We start from the raw sequence: 21325 nt of genomic DNA, 5'->3' as shown, positions 1-21325 counted from the left end.
CGAAAGCATATCCACTCTGAGATGCCTCGCACTGAGGCCCGGAATATCACACTCAGTGCGAAGGCAGGAAATAGCTTTCGGCAGCGCGGGTCAGAGTGGTGAGGTCCAGCACCGGCTCGCGGTCTTCGTATCTCGCGGCCCAGCATACTTGATTAATCAAGTCACGGGGCTGGCAGGCGCGGAGTTCCTGGTGATAGCAGTGGCGGATGAGGTGGATGATCTCATCCACTACTTCGGGAGTAGCACGAAGATTGAGGTTGCCAGCCACCTGATCGAAGATGCGGTGGAAGTGTCCGGCAGAGATTTCCCCGAGGTGGATCTTGGTCTGAATGCGGCGGAGGAAGGCTGCGTCGAGAATGGTGGCTGGGTCGCGATTGGTCGCGAAGACGACGAGCATCTCGAAGGGAATTTCAATCTTGCGTCCGCCGGCGAGCGTGAGGAACTCGATGCGTCGGTCCAGAGGCACGACCCACCGGTTGAGCAGGTCTTCCGGGGCGATACGCTGGCGGCCGAAATCGTCGATGATGAGGACGCCGTTGTTGGCCTTCATCTGTGCGGGGCCGGTGTAGTATCTGGCGGCGGGGTTGTATTGCAGGTCGAGCATCTCGATGGTGAGCTCGCCGCCGACGAGGACATGCGGACGCTTGCAGCGGACCCAGCGCTCGTCGCGGTTGGTGGAGCGGCGCGGGGTGGTGGCTGATTGGTCGACGGGGTGATGTAGAACGGGGTCGAAGACGGTGATGATCTGGCCGTCGATTTCGATGGCATGCGGGATATAGACTTCGTCCTCGGAAAGGGCACGGGAAAGGCGTTCGGCGGCGGCGGATTTGCCTGCTCCCGGGGGGCCGTAAAGGAAGATAGGCGCGCCGGAGTTGAGGGCGGTGCCGAACTGGTTGAGGGTGTGCTGGTCAAAGACGAGATCGGCGAAGGCGCGCTCGACATCGGCAGCATGAATTCTCAGATTGTTGAAGCCCTGTCTGCGCACCTGGGCGACGTAGCTCTCAAGCGAGACTGGCATGGGGCCGGCGTACTGGCACTGGGCAAGGAGTTCGAGGGCGCGGGTGCGTCCCTGGCTGGTGATGGCGATTTCGGGTACGTTGCCCACCATACCGGTGACGGAGCAGAGCACCTTGCCGCGCAGGCGGGAGAAGAGCTGCTCGGCGGCGTCGAAGCTGATACGCGCATGGGCAGCGAGATCGAGCAGCGTAAATGGCCCGGAGAGATAGATGATCTTGAGCGCGATGTCTTCGAGGATGGCCTCGCGTACGTCAAGCCCCGAGATGGAGTGGAGAACGCTCTCGGGACCAGCCGGGCCTTTCGCGATGGAGATTTCGAGGGATTCAAAGGACGCGAATGGCTCGATCGGATCTTGCTGCAACTGCATGGTGCCTCCCATGGTGATGCTCAAACGGCATGCGGCTCTGGGGTAAAAGCTACATATTTATTATTTTTGCCCTGCTCCGGTTCTGCTGCGAATAGCATGTTCGTTTGCATGAGCGACCAATTAGTGACCGGGTGATTGGTACCCAGGCGATGCATGAATCCATGAAAAACAGCCGGTTTGGCAAGAATGGATCGATTGTAAGCCCGAAAATGAATTCCTATCGCGATGGTTACTGAAGATTGTTTCGGATGCGAAAAGCATGGGAGAAAGTTTCTGTTACTAACTTAGTTCGATGGTGGAGCGGTTTTTGCTGTTGCTGCGTCTGATAGTCAGCACGGGTGGATCGCTCGTTGTCTGCGGTGTGCTGTAAGCGTCGCGTCTTTTCCCCTCTGGGCCGTTTGTCTGGCCCTGACTTTTCAACGGTAATTTCAATTTATTGGCTGCGGATAGTAGCTGTAGTGCAGATTTGCTGTGCCATTTTCCTGCGAGGCAGATGCGCGTGTTGCTGTGCGTCTGTAGCGGGCTAGGATTGGAATGCTCTGTTATGCGTTTATGGGCTCGAGTGTTGCTTGGGTTGTGGCTGGCTGTTGTGCCATGTTGCGGGGCCATCTGGAGTGAAACAGTTTTTGCGGACGATAATTCGTCTGCCGTGGCGTCCACGGCCGGAACGATCAGCGGAACCATAACCGATCAGGAAGGCGCGCTGGTTCCAGGCGCCAAAGTGACGATCACGCGCGACGGCGCCGCTCCTGTGACCGTTACAGCGGATGAGATGGGGCGGTTTACTGTGCCGGGACTCGCACCAGGCAAGTACACCGTCGAAGCTGAATCGCTTGGGTTCAGCAAAGCCAGCAAAGTTCTCGTGGTGGCCGCGGGTAAAGTGCAGCAGGTGATACTGGCGCTTGCAATCGAAGTGCAGCAACAGCAGGTTGAGGTATCGGGCACGGAGACTGATGCCAGCCCCGAGAATAACGGTTCGGCAATTGTAATCAAGGGCGCGGCGCTCGATTCGCTCTCGGAAGACTCGGACGAGATGACGCAGCAGTTGCAGGCGATTGCGGGGTCAGATCCTGAGTCAGGAACGCAGTTTTATGTGGATGGATTTACAGCGGGTAAGCTACCGCCTAAGTCGTCGATTCGCGAGATACGGATCAATCAGAATCCTTACTCGGCGCAGTATGACCAGTTAGGATACGGGCGCATTGAGATATTTACCAAACCCGGCACAGACAAGCTGCATGGCGACGTGTGGATGCGCGGGAATGACTCGCCGTGGAATGCGCAGAATCCGTTTGTAAACTTTCAGCCTGCGTATCACTTGTTCCTCTTCGATGGCGACTTGAATGGTCCGATCAATAAGAAGGCATCGTTTTTCACGGGTGCGTATGGGCAGAACTCGGTGAATCAGGCGATTGTGAATGCGGTGACCCTGGACACCACCACTTTGCAGCAGCAGAGCCTCGTGCAGTCGATCTCGACGCCGACGACCGAGCTGTATCTTTTTCCGCGCGTGGACTGGCAGTGGGGCGAGCGGCAGACGATCAGCCTGCGATATCAGTTGGGGCGCAACACGCAGACCAACAGCGGCGTGGGGCAGTTTGCGCTGGCCTCGCAGGGGCTGAATATCGATAACACGGAACAGGTGCTGCAGTTCAGCGATACACAGACGTATGGCGCGCACGTGGTGAATGAGACGCGCTTTCAGTACATGCGAGATCGCAACAACTCGACGCCTGTATCAACCGATGTTGCCGTGAATGTGCAGGGAGGGTTCACCGGCGGCGGCAATGTTGCAGGGCTGACGAAGGATAACCAGGATCACTACGAGTTTCAGGACTACCTGCAGATGGATGTGGGCAAGCACGACCTGAACATGGGAGCCCGGCTGCGCGGCGTCCGTGACTCAAATTACTCGACAGCAAATTTCAATGGGCAGTTTACGTTTGCATCCATAGCCGCGTACCAGATCACCGAGCAGGCGTTGAACATTTGCCAGCAGACACCGCAAAACTGTCCGACATGGGATCAGATCTTCGCCGCGGGTGGAGGGGCAAGCCAATACATACAGAGCTTTGGCAACGCCGGTATCGTAGCTTCGATGATTGATCTGGGAGCATATGGCGAGGACAACTGGAAAGTTACGAAGGACGTGACTCTAAGTTATGGACTGCGCTTCGAGTCGCAAACGCAAATACACGATCATGCCGATTTTGGCCCGCGTGTGGGTGTGGCATGGGCGATTCCGGGTGAAAAGAATAAGCCTCCGCGTGCGGTAATCCGCACGGGGTTCGGATGGTTTTACCAACGGTTTCCGTCGGCAAACATTCTGCAGGCGGAGCGGCAGAATGGCGTGACGCAGACAGAAGCGGTGGTGAACAACCCGCAATTCTTTCCTGGTACATGCACGGGACTGACAGGAAACTGCGCCGCAAGCTCTGCGGGCGCGCCAACGATCTACCAGATCAATCCGGAATTGCGCGCTCCATACACGATGATGGGAGGAATCGGCATTGATAAGCCGATCGGGAAGTTAGCATCGGTGTCGGCGACGTATATGTGGTCGCATGGCGAGCATCTCTTCCTGACACGCAATATCAACGCGCCTCTGCCGGGTACGTATGACCCGAGCGATCCGGAGAGCGGAACGAGGCCGATGGGGACTGACGAGAACATCTACGAATTTGAGTCAGAGGGAGCCTCGGGACGCAATCGGCTGGCGGTGAATGGCAATCTGCACACGAAGCATGCGGGACTCTTTGGCTACTACATGCTGAGCAAGGCCGAGGCGAATACTTCGGGTGTAAGCTCGTTTCCGTCGAACGGATACGATCTGCATGACGACTACGGGCGCGCCTCGTACGATTACCGGCAGCGTCTGTTTCTCGGTGGATTTACGCGGCTGCCGTGGCGGTTCGGGATCAATCCGTTTATCGTCTACCAGTCGGGTGCGCCGTTCAACATCACAGTCGGACAAGACCTGAATGGCGACACCATCTTTAACGACCGGCCTGCATTTGCTACCGACCTTACGCGTTCGAGCGTGTATGCGACGAAGTGGGGAACGTTTGATGCGGCCCCGATCGCCGGACAGAAGATCATTCCCATTGACTACGGCAAAGGGCCGAGCCTCTTTATCGCCAACCTTCGCGTAAACCGCACCTTCAACTTTGGCCCGGTAGTGCCGGACCCCGCTCCTCCCGCTCCGGCACCAGCCAAGGATGCGAAGGCTCCGGCCAAGCCGGTGAAAAAGGAGATTCAGCGCAGGTACACGTGGGGTTTTGCCGTGGCTTCCAACAATGTGTTGAACCATCGCAACCTCGCAGCGCCGGTGGGGGTGCTGGGGTCCCCGCTGTTTGGGCAGTCTACTTCGCTGTCATCGATGTTCGGCGCGGGATCTCCGGACCGGACGATCAATATTGAGACGTTTTTTCAGTTCTGAAGAGCAAACAACGAAGGCATAAAAAGGGCCGCCGGAGCAATTCACTCCCGCGGCCTTTTTCTTGCAGATCAGGACTTATTCAGCGGCTGGCGTGGACTCCGCCGGGCGCTGCTCATGCTTCTTCGGCAGCAGGCTGTCGAGGAGCAGCAGGCAGGCGCCAATGACGATGGCTGAATCGGCGACGTTGAAGTCGGGCCAGTGGTAGTGGATGATATGGACTTCGAGGAAGTCAACGACGTAGGCGAAGCGGATGCGGTCGTAGTCGTTGCCGATGGCTCCGCCCAGCACCAGCGCAAGCGCGATGGTGGTCAGCGTGAAGCGGCGGCCGATGCGGATGAGCACGATGAGTACTGCGAGCGCCGCAAGCGTTGAGAAAGCGATCAGGCCGTAGCGCACATGCTCGGGCGAGGCTGACTCGGAGAAGAGCGAGAAGGCTGCGCCGTCATTGAGCACGTGAGAGATGCGGAAGACATGCGGGATGACAGTGATGGCGTGACCTAGCTCGATGTGCGCAGCCACCCATATCTTCGTCCAGCGGTCGAGCGCGAGGACTACAACGGAGATGAGCAGAAGCCAGGGAAGGCGGGAACGCGAGTGCATTCCCGTGTATGGAGTGTGGGGTGTGGAGGGTGAGGTCTCGGTCATGCGCCGGCCTCATCGGCCTCGGTCGGCGGCTCGATGCCCATAGCCTTGAGCGCGTTGTGGCAGCGGGTGCAGACGTCAGCCCATGCGCCGTAGTTTGCGACTTCGGGCATGAAGTTCCAACAGCGGGCGCATTTGTGGCCTGCTGCTGGAAGGGCAATTACCCGAAGCTCCACGCCATCCAGAATGCGGACGGCAGAGACATTAAAGACTTCTTTGAGGCCGCCTTCATATTTCCGCAGCAGGGCAAGCAGCTCACCTTCGGCACCGATCTCTATGTCGGCTTCAAGTCCTTTGCCAATGTGCTTCTCTTGGCGAGCCTCTTCGAGAACTAGCAAGACTGCATCGCGGACCGCGAAGATATGCTTCCACTCGGCGAGGATCGGTGCAGGATCATCCGCGTAGATTTCCTCAGGCTTGGGGAAGAGCGCAAGATGCACGCTGGCTTCTCGGCCTTCGACTTTGGGCAGGTAATCCCAAACCTCATCAGCTGTGAAGCTGAGGATGGGAGCGACGAGGCGGACGAGCGCTTCGGTGATCTTCCATAGCACGGTCTGGGCCGAGCGCCGCTCACGCGACGAAGGAGCGAAGGTGTACATGCGGTCCTTGAGCACATCCAGATAGAAGGCGCTCAGGTCGGCGATGCAGAATTCGTTGACGGCGTGATAGATGCGGTGGAACTCGAAGGCTTCGTACCAGCGCAGTACCTGTTCTGTCAGCTCGCGGGTGCGGGCCAGCATGTAGCGGTCGAGCGGTTCCAGATCGGCGGTTGCGACCTGATGCGCGACGGGGTCAAATCCGCTGAGATTGCCGAGTAGAAAGCGGAAGGTGTTGCGCAGCTTGCGGTAGATTTCGGCGCAGCGCTTCATCAGGTTGTCGCTGGCGGCCATGTCTTCGCGGAAGTCGACCGAGGCAACCCAGAGACGGATGATTTCGCCGCCCATCTTTTCGGCGACCTCAACGGGATCGACGCCGTTGCCGAGCGACTTGGACATGGCGCGGCCCAGCTCGTCAAGCGTCCATCCGGCGGTGGCGACATGGCTGTATGGAGCGCGTCCACGAAGTGCGACCGAGGCCAGCAGGGAAGAATGGAACCAGCCGCGATGCTGGTCGCCGCCTTCGAGGTAGAGAACCTTGCGATCAGGCTTGTTGTATTCGTCGCGCAGGTCGCGGTCGGTCTCGGCAACGGCGTGCCAGCTTGAGCCCGAGTCAAACCAGACGTCGAGGATGTCGGTCTCCTTGCGGAAGACTTCGCCGACTGGTCCGGACGCGTGGCACTTCTTGCAGGCGGTGCCGGTGGGAAGCAGGTCTTCGACGGAGGTGGTGTGCCAGGCCTCGGCCCCCCTGGTCTCAAAGAGCTCGACGACTTGCTTGTTCAAAGCTGCGTCTTCGATGGGCGCGTTGCACTTCTGGCACAGGAAGACGGCGATGGGCACGCCCCAGATGCGTTGGCGGCTGATACACCAGTCGGGGCGGGTGGCGATCATGTTGGTGATGCGCTCCTGGCCCCAGGCCGGATCCCACTTCACCTTGGCGATCTCTTCGATGGTGAGCTGACGGAAGGTGGTTTCCGATCCGTCCGCTCGCAGGACAGGGATGTCGATGCCAATGAACCACTGCTCGGTGGCGCGGAAGATGACCGGGTTGTGGCAGCGCCAGCAGTGCGGGTACGAGTGCTCGATCTTTTCGCTGCCGAGCAGTGCGCCGCGCTCCTTGAGCAGTTCGATGATGAGCGGGTTGGCCTGGAAGACGCGCTTGCCGTCGAAGGCGGGCGGCTGAGGCTCGTGCCACGCCGAGGTATCTACGTGGATAACACCGGCGTTGTCGACGCGGGTAGTGGGATCGAGGCCATAGCGGACGCCGGTGTAGAAGTCGTCTGCGCCATGCGAGGGGGCGGTATGGACCGCGCCTGTGCCCTGGTCGGCGGTGACGTATTCGGCGTTGACGCCGAGGATGGAGCGATCGAGGAACGGGTGCTGGAATGTCGCGCGGTCGAGCCGGTCACCGGGGAAGCGGGCGAGCACGGTCGGCTCGCTGAGATGGCAAGCGGTAGCGACTGACGCTGCGAGAGGAGCGGCCACGATGTAGGCCGGGGCATGTGACTCCTGGCCTGAGGTGAAGGCGACGTACTCGAAGTTGGGATGGAAAGCGACAGCGAGCGAGGCCGGAAGCGTCCATGGAGTAGTCGTCCAGATGATGACGTAAACATCGCGACCTGAGAGATTTGCAGCAGCTTCTTCACCTAGCGCTTTGACGTCCGAAGTGAGCTTGTAGCGCACGTAGACCGACGGGCTGGTGTGCTGCTCGTACTCGATTTCGGCGTCGGCGAGGGCGGTGCGGTCGTGGATGCACCAGTAAACCGGCTTGAGTCCGCGGTAAACGAAGCCTTTCTCGAAAAAACCGTAGAAGGTTTCGAGCGTACGCGCTTCGTAGTCGCGCGACATGGTCTTGTACGGGTCGTCCCAGCGACCGAAGACACCGAGACGCACGAACTGCTTTGTCTGTAAGTCGATATATTTCTGTGCGTAAGCACGACAGGCTTCAAGCACTGCTGGAGCCGGCATTTCTAGCTTCTTGCGGCCCAACTGTTCATCGACTTTGATCTCGATGGGCAGGCCGTGGCAGTCGAATCCGGGAATATAGGGAGAGTCGAAACCCGCCATTGTCTTGGACTTAACGACAAAATCTTTAAGTCCCTTGTTAAGCGCGTGGCCGAGGTGAATGGGGCCGTTCGCATAGGGAGGGCCGTCGTGAAGAATGTAGCTGGGGCGGCCTTTGGAGGTTTCGCGGAGACGGGCGTAGATGTCCATCTCTGCCCAGCGCTGGAGCCGCGTGGGCTCGTTCTGAGGCAGGTTGGCTTTCATAGGGAAGTCGGTCTTGGGCAACGTGAGCGTCGCCTTGAGTTCAGGCACAGCGGGCATTCCTACTCCGGATTACAGATGGAAAGAGTCCAAATTTCAGTGTAAATGGAAGAAAAAGAAAATCCGGTAACTACACCCCGCGTGTCTCGTCTATTGTGAATAATGGCCTGTTCCGGTTTGGTGTATTCCGGGGCATGTGGTACTTGCAATCCGTGTACAACAGAAGTAGTGTGCCGAAGTGATCTCGAATACGAGACAGCGAGGCGCAGGGTCCATCATAATGATGAGATGGGTCAGAGTACCGGCCAAAAGGCCATTGGGATGACCTCAGCCGCCCCGGTTATGAAGGGGAGAATACGAACCGGCAGACTATGGCAAACGATCTATTAAACCAGCCAGAGACCGAGGCAAGCGCGCCTGGCTCGGTGAACGGCCAAAAAGGCGACGCTACGAGCGCTTCTCCAGCTGAGACTGGACACGAGCTGGATGCATTTCTAGGAAAGGCTTTTGAAGAAAAGCCAATCTGGAAAGATCTCTTCGAGAGCGTCCACGACGTCTTTTTTCCAACCAAACTGCCGCCTCTCGAGCTGACTAGTACGCCTATTGCCGTCGCGGACCCGATGGCGGTGAAGCGAAGCCCGCTGTCGTTCGCAATTTCCGCAGGTATCAATCTCGGAATTCTGGCGCTGCTGCTCTTTGCTTTCCGCAACCAGATTGCTCCGGTAGTGAAGACGGTAACACTGGGCAACATCGACATCTCCGCATGGAAGCCGACAACGCCGAAGGCGGGCAAAATTGGTGGCGGCGGTGGTGGCGGCGCGCATGATGTGGTGCCGGTAAACAAGGGACACCTGCCGAAGATCGAGAAGAATCCGATTGTGCCGCCTACGCCGGTGCAGCTGGATAAACCGAAGATTCCGATTGCAGCTGCGATCGATGTGCAGCAGAACATCAAGCTGCCGGATAATCCGACGCTGCCTCTGGTGGGCGCGACGAACTCGCCAAATGTGACGTTGGCGTCCGCCGGCTCAGGATCTGGCGGTGGCATGGGAAGCGGCAGCAACGGCGGTCTTGGCAGTGGTAATGGCAACGGCTTCGGGCCGGGAACTGGCGGCAACGTTGGCGGTGGATTGCGGCGCATCGGCGATGGCGTAACCGCTCCGCAACTGATTCACTCCGTCGAGGCTGAGTTCTCGGATGAGGCGCGGCGCGCGAAGTACGAAGGCACTGTGGTCGTTACGCTGATCGTGGATGCACAGGGAAATCCGCAGAACGTGCATGTCAGTCGCACGCTGGGTATGGGGCTGGATGAGAAGGCGGTCGAGGCGGTGAAGCAGTACAAGTTCAAGCCGTCGATCGATCAGAAAACCGGGAAGGCGGTGCCGGTGATGGTCAGCGTCGAGGTCAGGTTCCGGCTATACTAGAAGTTTTGGCTGTAAGTTGTTCAAAGAAGTCGCATTGGGGATGCCCAGTGCGGCTCTTTGGCTTTTGGCTGTACTGTTAGCCCAGGACCACGGTGGGCTGGAAGAGCGTTCCTGCAATGCGGCGGGCGATGGCTACCAGATCGCGCTGACCGTCGAAGACCTTGATCTGTTCGGCGTCGGAGTACTCGGGCAGGTTGGCCTGTGCGCCGTTGCGGAGCTTGCCCACCGCGATGGCGTCGCCACAGACGCTGGGCATCTCGGGCAGCAGCTTTCTCGGATGAATAAGGAACTGCTCGGCGTTGGAGGACGCAACGGCGTCGAGGGTGTGGGCCTGGGCAATGGTGAATGCGCCAGCCTGGGTGCGGCGCAGGGAGTTGAGGTGGGCTCCGCAGCCGAGGGCTTGGCCTAGTTCGTGCGCAACTGAGCGGATGTAGCCCCCGGCGCTGACCTGGATGCGGAAGGAAGCTGTATCGTCATCGAGGCCGGTGATTTCGAATTCGTGAATCTGTATGGTTTTGGGCTTCAGCTCAACTGGTTTGCCTTCGCGGGCTAGTTTGTAAGCTGGCTTGCCGCCGATCTTTTTGGCTGAAAAGGCGGGCGGCATCTGCTCGATTTCGCCATGGAACGGGGCTGCAGCAACGCGGAGCTGATCGAGTGTCAGCGATGGTGTGACGGCGATGCCCTGCGGTTGGCCCTCGGCGTCGTAGGTATCGGTGGCGAAGCCGAAGCGGATATGTCCTGTGTAGGTTTTGTCTGCGGTAGAGAAAAACTGGGCGAGGCGCGTGAAGCGGCCAAGGAGCAGAGGGAGCACTCCGGTGGCCATGGGGTCGAGCGTACCCAGGTGGCCGACGGATTGCTCGCCAGCGATGCGGCGTACGCGGTTGACGACGTCATGGGAGGTCATGCCGCCGGGTTTATCGATGATTAATAGCCCGTTCACTTCCTTGAGTTTAGCGGGTTAAGAAGAGGAAAAGAAGCCGCGCTGGCGTGAAGCGAAAAATAAGATATTTGGGCGCAAGCGTATGGATCTAAATGAATTAAATACCCAGTGTGGGCGTGCTTGAAGGTTTGCCTTCCTATGAGAGTCAGAGATTGCCGGAGTGATGCTGGCGAACGAGCGAGAGGAACTCCGACCGGGTCTGCTGCTCACGGAAGACACCGAGCATGGCTGAGGTGACGGTGGAGGACTGCTGCTTCTCGATGCCGCGCATCATCATGCAGAGATGCCGCGCCTCGATGACGACGCCAACTCCGCGTGGGTTGATCGCCTCCTGGATGGCGTCGGCTACCTGCGTGGTGATCCGTTCCTGGACCTGGAGGCGGCGAGTAAATACTTCAATTAAGCGTGGTATCTTGCTCAAACCAATAACCTTGCCATTTGGAATATAGGCTACGTGCGCTCGTCCAAAGAAGGGCAACATGTGGTGCTCGCAGAGGGAGTAAATCTCGACGTCCTTGACGATGACCATCTCGTCGTAATCGACGTCGAAGAGCGCTCCGCGCAGGATTTCGGTCGGGTTCATGTCGTAGCCGCGGGTGAGGTCCGCCATGGCCCTCTCGACCCGCTTGGGAGTGGACAGCAAACCGTCGCGATTGGGATCTTCATGGAAGCGGCCGAGCAACTCGCGATAGAGGTCCTGCGTGGAATAAGCGGCCAGACCTGCACCCGCGTCTGTTTCAGGGGCTAGGTTCTGCATTGCGGTGGCTTGCTTGGCGGTCTTGCTGACGACTACGGGTCGGGGCATGTGGCGGTCCTTATATCCAGTATGAACGGTTGTGATGCTCCACAGGGCGCTCTCTACAGGTCATTCGATGTCAAGACCTGGTTTTCGTTGCGCAATCCGTGTCACACAAAGTGCAATCGACGTTCAACGATGCGCAATCGGTGCTGCGCATTGTGCAATCCTTGCGCGACGTTGCGCAATAAACGTCAGCTTCCGGTGTATTCGAAGAAGTTGTTTTCGGTTTCCTCAATGCGAATCCGATGGAGACGGGCTGGTTTGAGCGCGTCGAAAAGTATGTTGAAAATCTCAATGGTCAGATTTTCGGTTGTGGAGACCTGCGAGGCAAAGAGTGGATCGAGGTTGAGGTTCATGTGGTCGAAGCGGTCGAGGATTTTCGTTCGCACGATGGAATCGAGGGTCGCCATGTTGATGACCATGCCGGTCTCGGAATCGATGGGGCCGGCGACGGTGACTTCGACGCGGTAGTTGTGGCCGTGGCCATAGGGGTTATTGCACTTGCCATAAGTGGTGCGGTTGGCCCCGGACGAGAGCGCATCGGTATGCAGGCGATGGCTGGCGCTGAAGGTATAGGCGCGCGTGAAGTAAGCGATCATCCTGCGGCTCCCCTGGTGGCGTCCAGTTCACCGCGATATTCGGCAAAGATGTCGGGGGTCTCGTAGATGCGGATGCGGCTCAACTTTGCGCCGCCTGCCGAGGCTACAGGCAGCTCGAGGCGTTTCCAGATGAAGACGGCCATGTTTTCCGTGGTGGGTATAGCTGTCTCGAATTCGGGGACTTCGTGATTGAGATGGCGATGGTCGTAGACGGAGAGGACGTGGTCTTCAATAACGTCTTTGAGCCACTTGAGATCGACGACGAAGCCGGTGATGGGGTCTGGAGTGCCTGAGACGGTGACCTCAAGGGTGTAGTTGTGGCCGTGACCGTTGCGGTTGGCGCACTTGCCGAAGACTTCAAAATTCTTCTCTTCGGACCAATTCGGATTCCAGTAGTAGTGGGAGGCTGAGAATGTGGCCCGGCGGGTTAGGAGAATCATTCGCGATGGTCCTTCTTATTTAGGATGCCACGCGGATGAGATGCTTTCCAAAAGTGGGAGATTCAGGAAGCGCAGTCTGGCTACTGCCCGATTTGGGCTTTGACGCAGCCTCGTGCCAAGTAATTCCTGTATGACGAAATGGCGTGGAGTACAGACTTGGGCCCCAGGGGCAACGGTCAATCGGACGCCGGAAACCACAATCCCAGAAAAACGAGTTCCAGATACAAAGAAGGTTCTTCACTTCTCTTGACGTGCAATTCGAGTGAAGAACCCCAGGCTGGTCACGAGCCCGCAAAATGGCTTTAGATGGCTATTCTCAATCGACCGTGATCCGCGTAGCTGCGATCGTACCCATTACCTCCACGCCTGTAGGTGATCCGTCGATATTGAAGGTCTTGAATGTGAATGTACCGGTGTAGGTTTTGCCGTCGCGGGAGACGGTATTTGTTTCGTCGAGCGTGAAGGTACCGCTGGCCGTAGGAGGGATGCTGCCGGGAGTAAAGACCCATCCTATGTGGTGTAGGCGCACGGTTCGCGCTCCAATATCCTTCCAGACGCCGAAGCAGATATTGCCCGTATCGGGTGGCAGCCAGGCATTCTCAAACTCGGTGCCGTCACTGTGCCACTGGTCGAGGGTTTCGTTGAACGTGCTGCCGCCCGCAGTGTAGATCACATGCCAGAGGCCGACGATTGAGTCTTCGTGACTGGGAGGGGCAAAGCGTCCGTCCTGATCGTTATCTGCGTGAGCAAGCATCGGAAGCACGATGGGATTTATCGGGCCTGGGGTTGTCAGCCCGCAGGCGGCATGGGCGCTCGTCGCGCCGAACAGCAGTACCGCAATCGACGAAAGCGCCAGGGCGCTGCCGTAGACTCCGCCGGCAAACGGCGTCCTGGACTGGAGCCGTCTTACGATCTTCATGAGTGGGTTCATCATTTCTTCTCCCTTTCCTCGCAATGGGCGAGCAAAGCGGGTTGAGTTTCCACCACTCCCAAACTGGAAACAATACCTCCGGGGTGGATTGTTTCTCCCCAAGCAATTCCTTTCGCCGCAATGGGATAGAAAGATCCGTCCCTTGCCGTTTGACCCGGCTGAAAAGAGAGATGCGCGCGACGGAAGCCAATGCTAGACTCGGTTTTCACCGTCAACGGGGTATTGAGTGACCATTTCACACACTGAAAGCCTCATCCGTTTCGGCCTCTTCGAGCTCGATCTCAGAAGCTCGCAGCTTACAAAGAACGGTATGAAGATCCGGTTGCCGCAACAACCGATTCAGGTCTTATCGCTGCTCCTGGAGCGCGCCGGCGAAATCGTCACGCGCGAAGAACTAAGGCAGCGTCTCTGGTCCTCAGATGTTTTCGTCGATTTCGATCATGGACTCAATAAATCCGTTCAGAAGCTTCGCGATGCGCTTGGCGATTCAGCCGCTTCTCCCCGCTACATCGAGACGATTCCACGAGTCGGGTATCGCTTTATTGCGCCAGTTCATGCGGCAGAAGATATCCGGAACCCGGTGGCAGATACAACAAGTGAGCAGGCGCAGGATCTCCCGGCTTCATTACCCAACCCGGCAGCGGAGGAACCCCGGCAGTCACGATGGTTGCTGTTTACTGTCTGCGCCGGTGGGGTGGTAATTTGCGCCATCCTCGCAATCGCCGCCATAGCACTGTGGCCGCGGCTGCACTCACCAGAGATCCAGTACACACAACTCACTGATTTCACGGATTCGGCAATAGCCCCGGCTTTATCGCCGGATGGGCGCATGGTGGCGTTCATTCGCGGTGGCAATGGGTTTCTTTCCACCGATCAGATCTATGTGAAGATGCTGCCGGCTGGGGAGGCCAGGCGGGTGACAGACGATTCCAGACCTAAGTATGGACTTGCATTCTCACCAGACGGATCGGAGATTGCTTACACGGTTCTGGAAGGATCAACGTTTTCTACTGTCGAAGTATCGACTCTGGGAGGCGAGCCTCATCTTCTGCTGGATAACGCCGCGGGTCTGGTGTGGCTCGATCAACAGCGACTACTCTTTTCTGAGATTCGCTCGGGAATTCACATGGGAGTGGTTACCGCAACGGTAACGCGTTCGGGTCTGCGCGAAATTTATTTTCCAGCGCATGAGCGGGGTATGGCCCATTACTCGTTCCCGTCTCCCGATCGCCGCCGTGCATTAGTCGTAGAGATGAACGGAAACGGTGAGTGGGCGCAGTGCAAGCTGGTTGATCTGGAGGCTCAGTCACCGCCGGTACCGGTTGGGCCTGCAGGTTCATGTAGTGCAGCGGGATGGTCTCCCGATGGCAACTGGATGTATTTCACCGCGTCGTTGCAAGGTCAAAGTCACATCTGGCGGCAGCGTTTCCCTCAAGGCGATCCTGAGCAAGTCACTTTTGGGCCGACGGAAGAGAATGGCATCGCTGTGGAACCGGCGGGGAGAGCACTCATTACTTCCGCTGGGGTGCATGAAAGTTCTATCTGGATCCATGACAAGACAGGGGAACGTCCACTTTCTTCCGAGGGGGAAATTGAGGGCAGGCTTTCGCCGCCTGTTTTTAATCAGGATGCCAGTGTCCTCTATTACCTGTTGCGGCGTAGAGGCAATTCGAACGCGGAACTATGGCGCACTGTTGTCGAATCGGGTCAGAGTGAAGCGGTATTTTCCGGAGTGGCCATGACGGCCTTCGATCTATCGTCTGACGGAAAACAGGTAGTCTACACAACCGCTGTGCCGGGCCAGCCGAGCCAGTTGTGGCTGGCTCCTCTGGACCGAAGCTTGCCTGTAACCAGAGTGGATATTTCCGGCGTGCGCTCTCCCCATTTCGGGATCAAGGGGCAGATTCTGTTCCAGTATGCCGAAGGCAACAAGAACTATATCGGACAGATCGATCCCGATGGATCTCACCGTTCAAGGGCCTTCGCTTATCCGATCCTGGGACTTCAAGGCATTTCACCAAATCGTGAATGGGCTGTTGTCTCGTTGCCCGACGTGCCGGGAGGCAGTGGTCCTGAAGTTGCGGCAATTCCTCTCAATGGTGGAAAGCCGCATCGGCTTTGTGTGGACTATTGCGTTCCGCGATGGTCAACGGACGGGAGATTCTTGTTTGTCCCCGTCGACGAGCCGTCACTCACGAGCCCCGGTCGCAGTCTGGCGATTCCCGTCGGACCAGCCGAAGAGTTGTCGGATATTCCTTCGACGGGAATTCCACCACTGGCTGGACCAGGCGTCATCAAGGGAGCCACGTCAGTGAATCGCGCGATTCTTGTGCCGGGTAGAGATCCCGAACGCTATGCATGGGTCAACACTGTGGTGCACCGTAACCTCTACCGGATCTCGCTACCTTGAGTACAGGGGAAGCAGCCAGCTCTCGAAACGGAAATCTAAGTCCGGTAGGGCATATCTCCATCGAGCCGACATGACGATTCAAACAGTCGGCAGCATCGAGTGAACTTCATGCCTCGATCAAAGGAGCCGCAAATATCGCGCGATCGCGACCCTCCGCTTTGGCACAGTAGAGTGCGGCGTCTGCCTGAGCGAGTATCGATTCCAAAGGAACATCGGGCTGTGAGCTGGAATATGTTATCGCACCGATGCTGATGGTGACTGAGAGCTCGGCATTGGCTGCTTGAATCGACATCGATGCGATGGCTGAACGAATGTTTTCGGCGCGGGCCCTGAGACTGTTCTCGTCGCAATTACTCAGAACGATCAGGAACTCCTCACCGCCATAGCGCCCAACCGCATCGTAATCTCGAACGGAAGAGACGAGCCGTCTTCCTACCTCTTCCAGAACAATGTCGCCGGCAAGATGTCCGTAGTTGTCGTTGACCTGCTTGAAGTGATCTATGTCACAGAGCAGGACTGAGAACGGTCGAGTTTCCCGCTCACAGCGCCGGAGCTCGTTGCGGGCCACGGACAGAATCGATCCACGGTTCCAAAGAGATGTGAGTGCGTCGTGTGTGGCCTTGAATCGCATCTCTTCGCGTGCCTGGACAAGCGTCTCTTCGAGCGAAAGAATGCGGCGTCCTGTATGGAGGCGCGCCCGGAGGACTGCCGGATGGAAAGGTTTGGTGATGTAGTCGTCCGCACCGGCTTCGAGTCCGGCGACAACATCCTCGGCATCCTGTCTTGACGTGAGCAGGAGGATATAAATGTAAGCGCCTTCGCGCTGGGCGCTTCGCACTTCGCGGCACAGTTCAAGACCGTCAAGCTTCGGCATCATCCAATCGATGAGAGCGAGGCGTGGACCGTCTGGCTGCGACAGGATTTCAATAGCCGCGTGGCCATCTTCCGCGAGCACTACTTCATAGCCAAATTTCTCCAGCGTGCGCTGCATCAGCAGGCTGGAAAGCGGGTCGTCTTCTGCGATAAGTATCTTCATTGTGCGTGTGTCGAGCAGAGGGCTTCCAAGTTCCTCATCACATTGTTCATTTCTTGTGCGAGCCGATCGAGTGTCGCCTGCGCCGCAGTCAGGTCAAGGGATTTGCCGATAGACTCAAGCTCGCTGGCGAGCATGGAGGCTTCCATAGCGGAAAGGTTGGCGAGCGCGCCTTTGAAGGCGTGGCCGACGCTGCGTACGCCATTGGCATCGTGTCGATCGATGGCTTGCTGTGCCGTGCGCAGGTTGCCTGGAAACTCGTCGCGGAAGAGAGCCACGAGTTCGGCCAGAAGCGTCAGGTCGCCGTCGAGACGATCGAGCAACTGCGCGACATCGATTGAGTTATTCGTAGCGGGCGAAGACTCATCCTGCGCTGGCTCCGCAACTTTCAGAGCGAGATAGCTATCCAGGACCTCATCGAGTTCCTGAGGACGGATCGGTTTGGATATATAACCGTCCATACCTGCCTCGATACAGCGCTCCTTGTCTCCATTCATGGCGAGAGCGGTCATGGCGACGATGGGCTGACGAATGCCGGTGGCCTGCTCCCGTTCGCGAAGTGCTTTGGTGGCTTCAAGCCCATCCATCTCGGGCATCTGCACATCCATGAGAACGAGATCGAAATGGTCTTTTTCCAGCGCAGCGAGAGCTTCTTTGCCATTGCCGACGATGGTCACGAAATGATTGCGCTTCTCCAGAAGCCGGCCGGCAAGCTTCTGATTGACGAGGTTGTCTTCTGCGAGCAGGATTTTAAGCGACTTATTTTCCTGAATCATTTCGCGGAGCGAATAGCGAGTAATCACCGGGGAAACCTCTTTTGCTTCATGCGCCGAAAGAACACGGGCTACTGCCTCGCGCAGTTCCGATTGCCGGATTGGTTTAAGAAGATAAGCCGAAATTCCCAGCTCTCCGCAGCGCTGAGCGTCGCCGCGTTGACCGCCCGAGGTAAGCATCATGATCGTGGAGGAAGATATGCCGGACTTGTTTCTGAGACGCTCCACGAGGCCGAAGCCATCCATCTTTGGCATGTGCATGTCGGTGAGGATCAGGCTGAACGGGCTGCCTGACGCATCGGCGGCCGCATACAGGTTGAGCGCCTCTTCGCCATCTGAAGCGGCCGTGGGAATCATGCCCCAATGCGTCACCAGGCCTTCCAGGATGCGGCGATTGGTGCGGTTGTCGTCCACGATGAGAACCTTGACGCCGACAAGAATCGACGAAGCGGTCGAGATTAGCCTCGCGGTGGAGGATGTTTCTGCGGTTCCGAAGCGGGCTGTGAAGTGAAAGCGTGATCCTTTGCCGGGCGTGCTCTCAGCCCAGATCTTGCCACCCATCATTTGCAACAGCCGGCGTGAGATTGTGAGTCCAAGGCCTGTGCCGCCGAACTCGCGCGTCGTCGATGTATCGGCCTGGCTGAAGGATTCGAAGATAGAATCAAGCTTCTCCGCTGCGATGCCGATGCCTGTATCGCTCACTGTGAAATGAAGCGTGCATGCCCGGTCTTCAATAAGTTCGGCGTGAACTTTTATGGCCACCTCACCCTTCTCGGTAAATTTCACGGCGTTGCCAATGAGATTGAGGATGATTTGGCGGAGGCGGTTTGGATCACCAGCAAGGAATGCAGGTACTTGAGGAGAGATCTCGCAGAGAAGCTCAAGGCCTTTCTCATCTGCCCGCAAAGCGACAGTTTTGAGCGCGCCTTCGACGCACTCATAGAGATCAAAGTCCACTTGTTCGAGATCGACTTTACCGGCTTCGATTTTGGAGAAATCGAGAATGTCATTGATGACCCCGAGCAGCGAATCGGCAGAGAGCTTTACCGTCTGGAGGTAATCCCGCTGTTCGCGCGTGAGCTCGGTCTCCAGCGCCAGATCCGTCATTCCGATAATTCCATTCAACGGCGTTCGGATCTCATGGCTCATGTTGGCGAGGAACTCGCTCTTCGCTTTGGTGCGGAATTCCGCGTTGTGCGCGCGTTCACGTTCGAGATCAAGGTGATGACGCTGTTCAGCGAGCTCCAACTGCATTGCGTTCAGCGATAGCTTTCGGTCCAGCATGGCGGAGATGTAAACGAAAATGAGAATGAACGCTGTGACGCAACCGATGCCGGCGAGGCCGAGAGAGGAGATGCTGATTGCGTGATTGAGACTGTTAGGATCGAGCGGCATGGCTGTGAAGCTGACCGCGGCCATGCCTACGTAGTGCATAACGGGAATGGCCAGTCCCATGATCACTGCGCAGATCGATTTGCGCCAACTGATGGATTCGGCCTGCTCGCGAGTCGAAAACGTAAGCAACAACGCGACAAAGGAGATGACGATCGCCAGGACAACGGAAAGAGTGACGATCTTGAGGTTGTAGTGGCACATTGCTGGAAGCCGCATCGCCTCCATGCCCACATAGTGCATGGCCGCAATTCCCGAACCCATGAAAATGCTGCCGATGGCGGCGGTTAAAATGCTCATCTTGCTGCGGCTTACTATAAAAAGCGCAATGCCGGATGCCGCAACCGCAGCAAACATGGAAAGGAAAACGGTGGGCACGTCATAGAGAACAGGGACCGGAAGCAGAAAGGCTTCCATGCCGATATAGTGCATCGACCAGATGCCGAGCCCTAGCGCAAATGCTCCTCCGACAAGCCAGAGAGACCGCGCGAAGCCTCGAGAAGCTGTGACGCGGCCGGCGAGGTCGAGAGCGGCATAAGCCGCAAGCAGCGCGATGATAACTGAGACAGTGACGAGGCGGTAGTCATACGCGCCGGCGAGCATGGCTGCATGATCCATGGATGCCCCCTGTTAAGTATTGGTAATGTAAGTATCGGTTACTTTCTTGTGAAATATTTAACACTTTTGTGCTAAATTCTGCGGTTCTTCCGTATGAGCGGTTAATCCGCTTTGAGGGGACGCTTCCTAACCTCACCAAAGGTAACGTTTAGGAGTGAATAGGCCCGTGCCCATCTGACATCGGGTGCCTGCGTCGAGAACGCAGGGGCACGAATGTAGTCCCGAAAGGGGAAAAGTTCAACCGCATCGCGGAATGAAGCCTGCGGCAGATTCAGGAGATGCGGATATCTGTCGATTATTCGCCTGTGGTGGATTGTTTTTTGAACTTGTAGCTCAGTCCGGCGCTCCATGCCATTTCGTCGATTCCGGGGTTGATTGGAACGACAAAGGCGTTGGAGAAATGGAAGAAGCTTATCGAGGCGCGCATGTCCCACTGGTTTGTGAGGCGAACTTGAGCGCCGAGGCTTTGCTGGAGGCTGAAGTTCTCATAGGAGGCATAGTCTGAGAGGGATTTCTTTGTGAAGCCGATCATGCCGCCTTTGATTTCGTAATAGGGCTTAACGGCGTGCTGGTCGAGCCACATCATGCGAAGGCCGATAGGAGACAGGCCGAGGCCCGGAACCGCGGTGCGATTGGCGCCACTTCTGACGTTGCCATAGAGGTCTGTCACGGATGGCTGGCGAAGGATGACTACCGGGAGTATTTCGGCGACGTAGTCCATGCGCGCTCCGGCAACGTAACCCCAGGAATGGCGGTCATATTCCAGGCCGGCGACGTTGAGGTTGCTCCACCATGAGTTCGCGAAGATATGGAAGTGGCCGAAGGAATTCAGACTCTCCGTGATCAACTCCTGCTCGACAGGCGCGTGACTGAAATTGCCTTGTGAGGCGCCGCGTGTTGAGGCCTCTTTGGGCATCCAGACGAGGCTGGTGGAGATGAGCGCGAAGTTTTGGGGCAGGCCGGGAACTCTATAGGGCGTGGTGGAATTGACAGCTTTAATCAGGGCCAGATTTTCGTTGCGCCAGTCTGCTTCTACGCGAATGGCGAAATGGTGATCGATAGGCGTATCGACGCCGCCACCGAGTGAAGTGGTGAATGAAGCGGATTCGCCGGGGTCGCCTTGCGGTCCCCAGTAGCGATTCATCCCGAGATCTCCGAACATGGCGTCGACGAAGAGGCGTTCGCGTCCGACAGCATGCTCGTATTGCCCGCCGCCCATGACGGAGAAAACCTCTTCGTTAGCACCGAGATTGGTGCCTGTGAAGCGGGAAAACTCGACCCGCGGACGAAGATTGTGCCAGGCGGGAAATCCAACGCCTGCCTGCCATCCGTTCATGCCGTTGTGCGCTCCGGGCAAGCCGTTGAAGTAGTTGGACTGCCACACATAGCCCGCGTAGATCTGGTAGGGCGGAGTGGCCACCGTTTGCGCGGGAGTTGGTTGAGTTGCCAGCGGCAGAAGAGACACGAAAGCTGTAAACGCGGTGCGGCCTAAGATCATTCACCACCTCAAGCAGTGGGCGTGTGCGGCGAATGTTCTGATGGATCGGGTAATAAACCGCACTTATACCGGAGCTTGCAAGGCAACGAAACAAATACACCTTATTTACATCGAGATTGACGCGTCACAGTATTTTTGGCTG

Annotated in this window: 14 protein-coding genes; 3 read left to right on the top strand and 11 right to left on the bottom strand. The window is 57.4% G+C overall.

Annotated features, from left to right (window positions below):
• Positions 1–52: 52 nt before the first annotated feature.
• A complete protein-coding gene (locus OHL22_RS20610) occupies positions 53–1384 on the bottom strand; it encodes an ATP-binding protein (RefSeq protein WP_263341502.1) in 1332 nt (443 codons plus the stop codon).
• A gap of 544 nt (positions 1385–1928) precedes the next feature.
• Between OHL22_RS20610 and OHL22_RS20605 the strand changes: the two genes are divergently transcribed.
• A complete protein-coding gene (locus OHL22_RS20605; RefSeq protein ID WP_263341500.1) occupies positions 1929–4823 on the top strand; it encodes a TonB-dependent receptor in 2895 nt (964 codons plus the stop codon).
• 75 nt (positions 4824–4898) lie between these two features.
• On the opposite strand, the gene lspA is transcribed toward OHL22_RS20605, so the two are convergent.
• Positions 4899–5468, bottom strand: coding sequence for a signal peptidase II (gene lspA / locus OHL22_RS20600; protein ID WP_317890913.1), 570 nt, complete (start codon positions 5466–5468; stop codon positions 4899–4901).
• Positions 5465–8386, bottom strand: coding sequence for an isoleucine--tRNA ligase (gene ileS, locus OHL22_RS20595; protein ID WP_263341498.1), 2922 nt, complete (start codon positions 8384–8386; stop codon positions 5465–5467). The genes lspA and ileS overlap by 4 nt, the downstream gene beginning before the upstream one ends.
• 311 nt (positions 8387–8697) lie before the next feature.
• Between ileS and OHL22_RS20590 the strand changes: the two genes are divergently transcribed.
• Positions 8698–9750, top strand: a complete 1053-nt coding sequence (locus OHL22_RS20590; RefSeq protein ID WP_263341497.1) for an energy transducer TonB — start codon at positions 8698–8700, stop codon at positions 9748–9750.
• A 76-nt stretch (positions 9751–9826) separates the two neighbouring features.
• Here OHL22_RS20590 and truB read toward each other — a convergent pair whose 3' ends face one another.
• From truB to OHL22_RS20565, 5 genes are all read right to left on the bottom strand, one after another.
• The gene (gene truB / locus OHL22_RS20585) at positions 9827–10690 is read right to left on the bottom strand and encodes a tRNA pseudouridine(55) synthase TruB (RefSeq protein ID WP_263341495.1); all 864 of its coding nucleotides are present in this window, start codon (positions 10688–10690) and stop codon (positions 9827–9829) included.
• A 145-nt stretch (positions 10691–10835) separates the two neighbouring features.
• Complete coding sequence (gene folE / locus OHL22_RS20580) at positions 10836–11447, bottom strand: GTP cyclohydrolase I FolE (protein ID WP_263341621.1); 612 nt, start codon at positions 11445–11447, stop codon at positions 10836–10838.
• Positions 11448–11680: 233 nt separating this feature from the next.
• Complete coding sequence (locus tag OHL22_RS20575; RefSeq protein ID WP_263341493.1) at positions 11681–12088, bottom strand: 6-carboxytetrahydropterin synthase; 408 nt, start codon at positions 12086–12088, stop codon at positions 11681–11683.
• Entirely contained in the window at positions 12085–12528 is a 444-nt protein-coding gene (locus tag OHL22_RS20570) for a 6-pyruvoyl trahydropterin synthase family protein (RefSeq protein ID WP_263341492.1), read from the bottom strand. Before OHL22_RS20570 ends, OHL22_RS20575 begins: the two co-directional genes overlap by 4 nt.
• Positions 12529–12844: 316 nt before the next feature.
• Positions 12845–13447 carry a hypothetical protein gene (locus OHL22_RS20565; RefSeq protein WP_263341490.1) on the bottom strand — a complete coding sequence of 201 codons (603 nt, stop codon included), beginning with the start codon at positions 13445–13447 and terminating at the stop codon, positions 12845–12847.
• 238 nt (positions 13448–13685) lie between these two features.
• On the opposite strand from OHL22_RS20565, the gene OHL22_RS20560 reads away from it, so the two are divergent.
• Positions 13686–15869 carry a winged helix-turn-helix domain-containing protein gene (locus OHL22_RS20560; RefSeq protein WP_263341488.1) on the top strand — a complete coding sequence of 728 codons (2184 nt, stop codon included), beginning with the start codon at positions 13686–13688 and terminating at the stop codon, positions 15867–15869.
• A 106-nt stretch (positions 15870–15975) separates the two neighbouring features.
• Here OHL22_RS20560 and OHL22_RS20555 read toward each other — a convergent pair whose 3' ends face one another.
• The 3 genes from OHL22_RS20555 to OHL22_RS20545 form a co-directional block, all read right to left on the bottom strand.
• A complete protein-coding gene (locus tag OHL22_RS20555; RefSeq protein ID WP_263341486.1) occupies positions 15976–16905 on the bottom strand; it encodes a GGDEF domain-containing protein in 930 nt (309 codons plus the stop codon).
• Positions 16902–19685 carry a response regulator gene (locus OHL22_RS20550; protein WP_263341484.1) on the bottom strand — a complete coding sequence of 928 codons (2784 nt, stop codon included), beginning with the start codon at positions 19683–19685 and terminating at the stop codon, positions 16902–16904. Before OHL22_RS20550 ends, OHL22_RS20555 begins: the two co-directional genes overlap by 4 nt.
• A gap of 295 nt (positions 19686–19980) precedes the next feature.
• The gene (locus tag OHL22_RS20545; RefSeq protein ID WP_263341483.1) at positions 19981–21183 is read right to left on the bottom strand and encodes an acyloxyacyl hydrolase; all 1203 of its coding nucleotides are present in this window, start codon (positions 21181–21183) and stop codon (positions 19981–19983) included.
• Positions 21184–21325 lie beyond the last annotated feature (142 nt).

Source organism: Acidicapsa dinghuensis (assembly GCF_025685685.1).
Taxonomy (GTDB): Bacteria; Acidobacteriota; Terriglobia; order Terriglobales; family Acidobacteriaceae; genus Acidicapsa; species Acidicapsa dinghuensis.
Note: the sequence above shows the minus strand (reverse complement) of the source record. Positions and strands in the feature narration are given on the sequence as shown.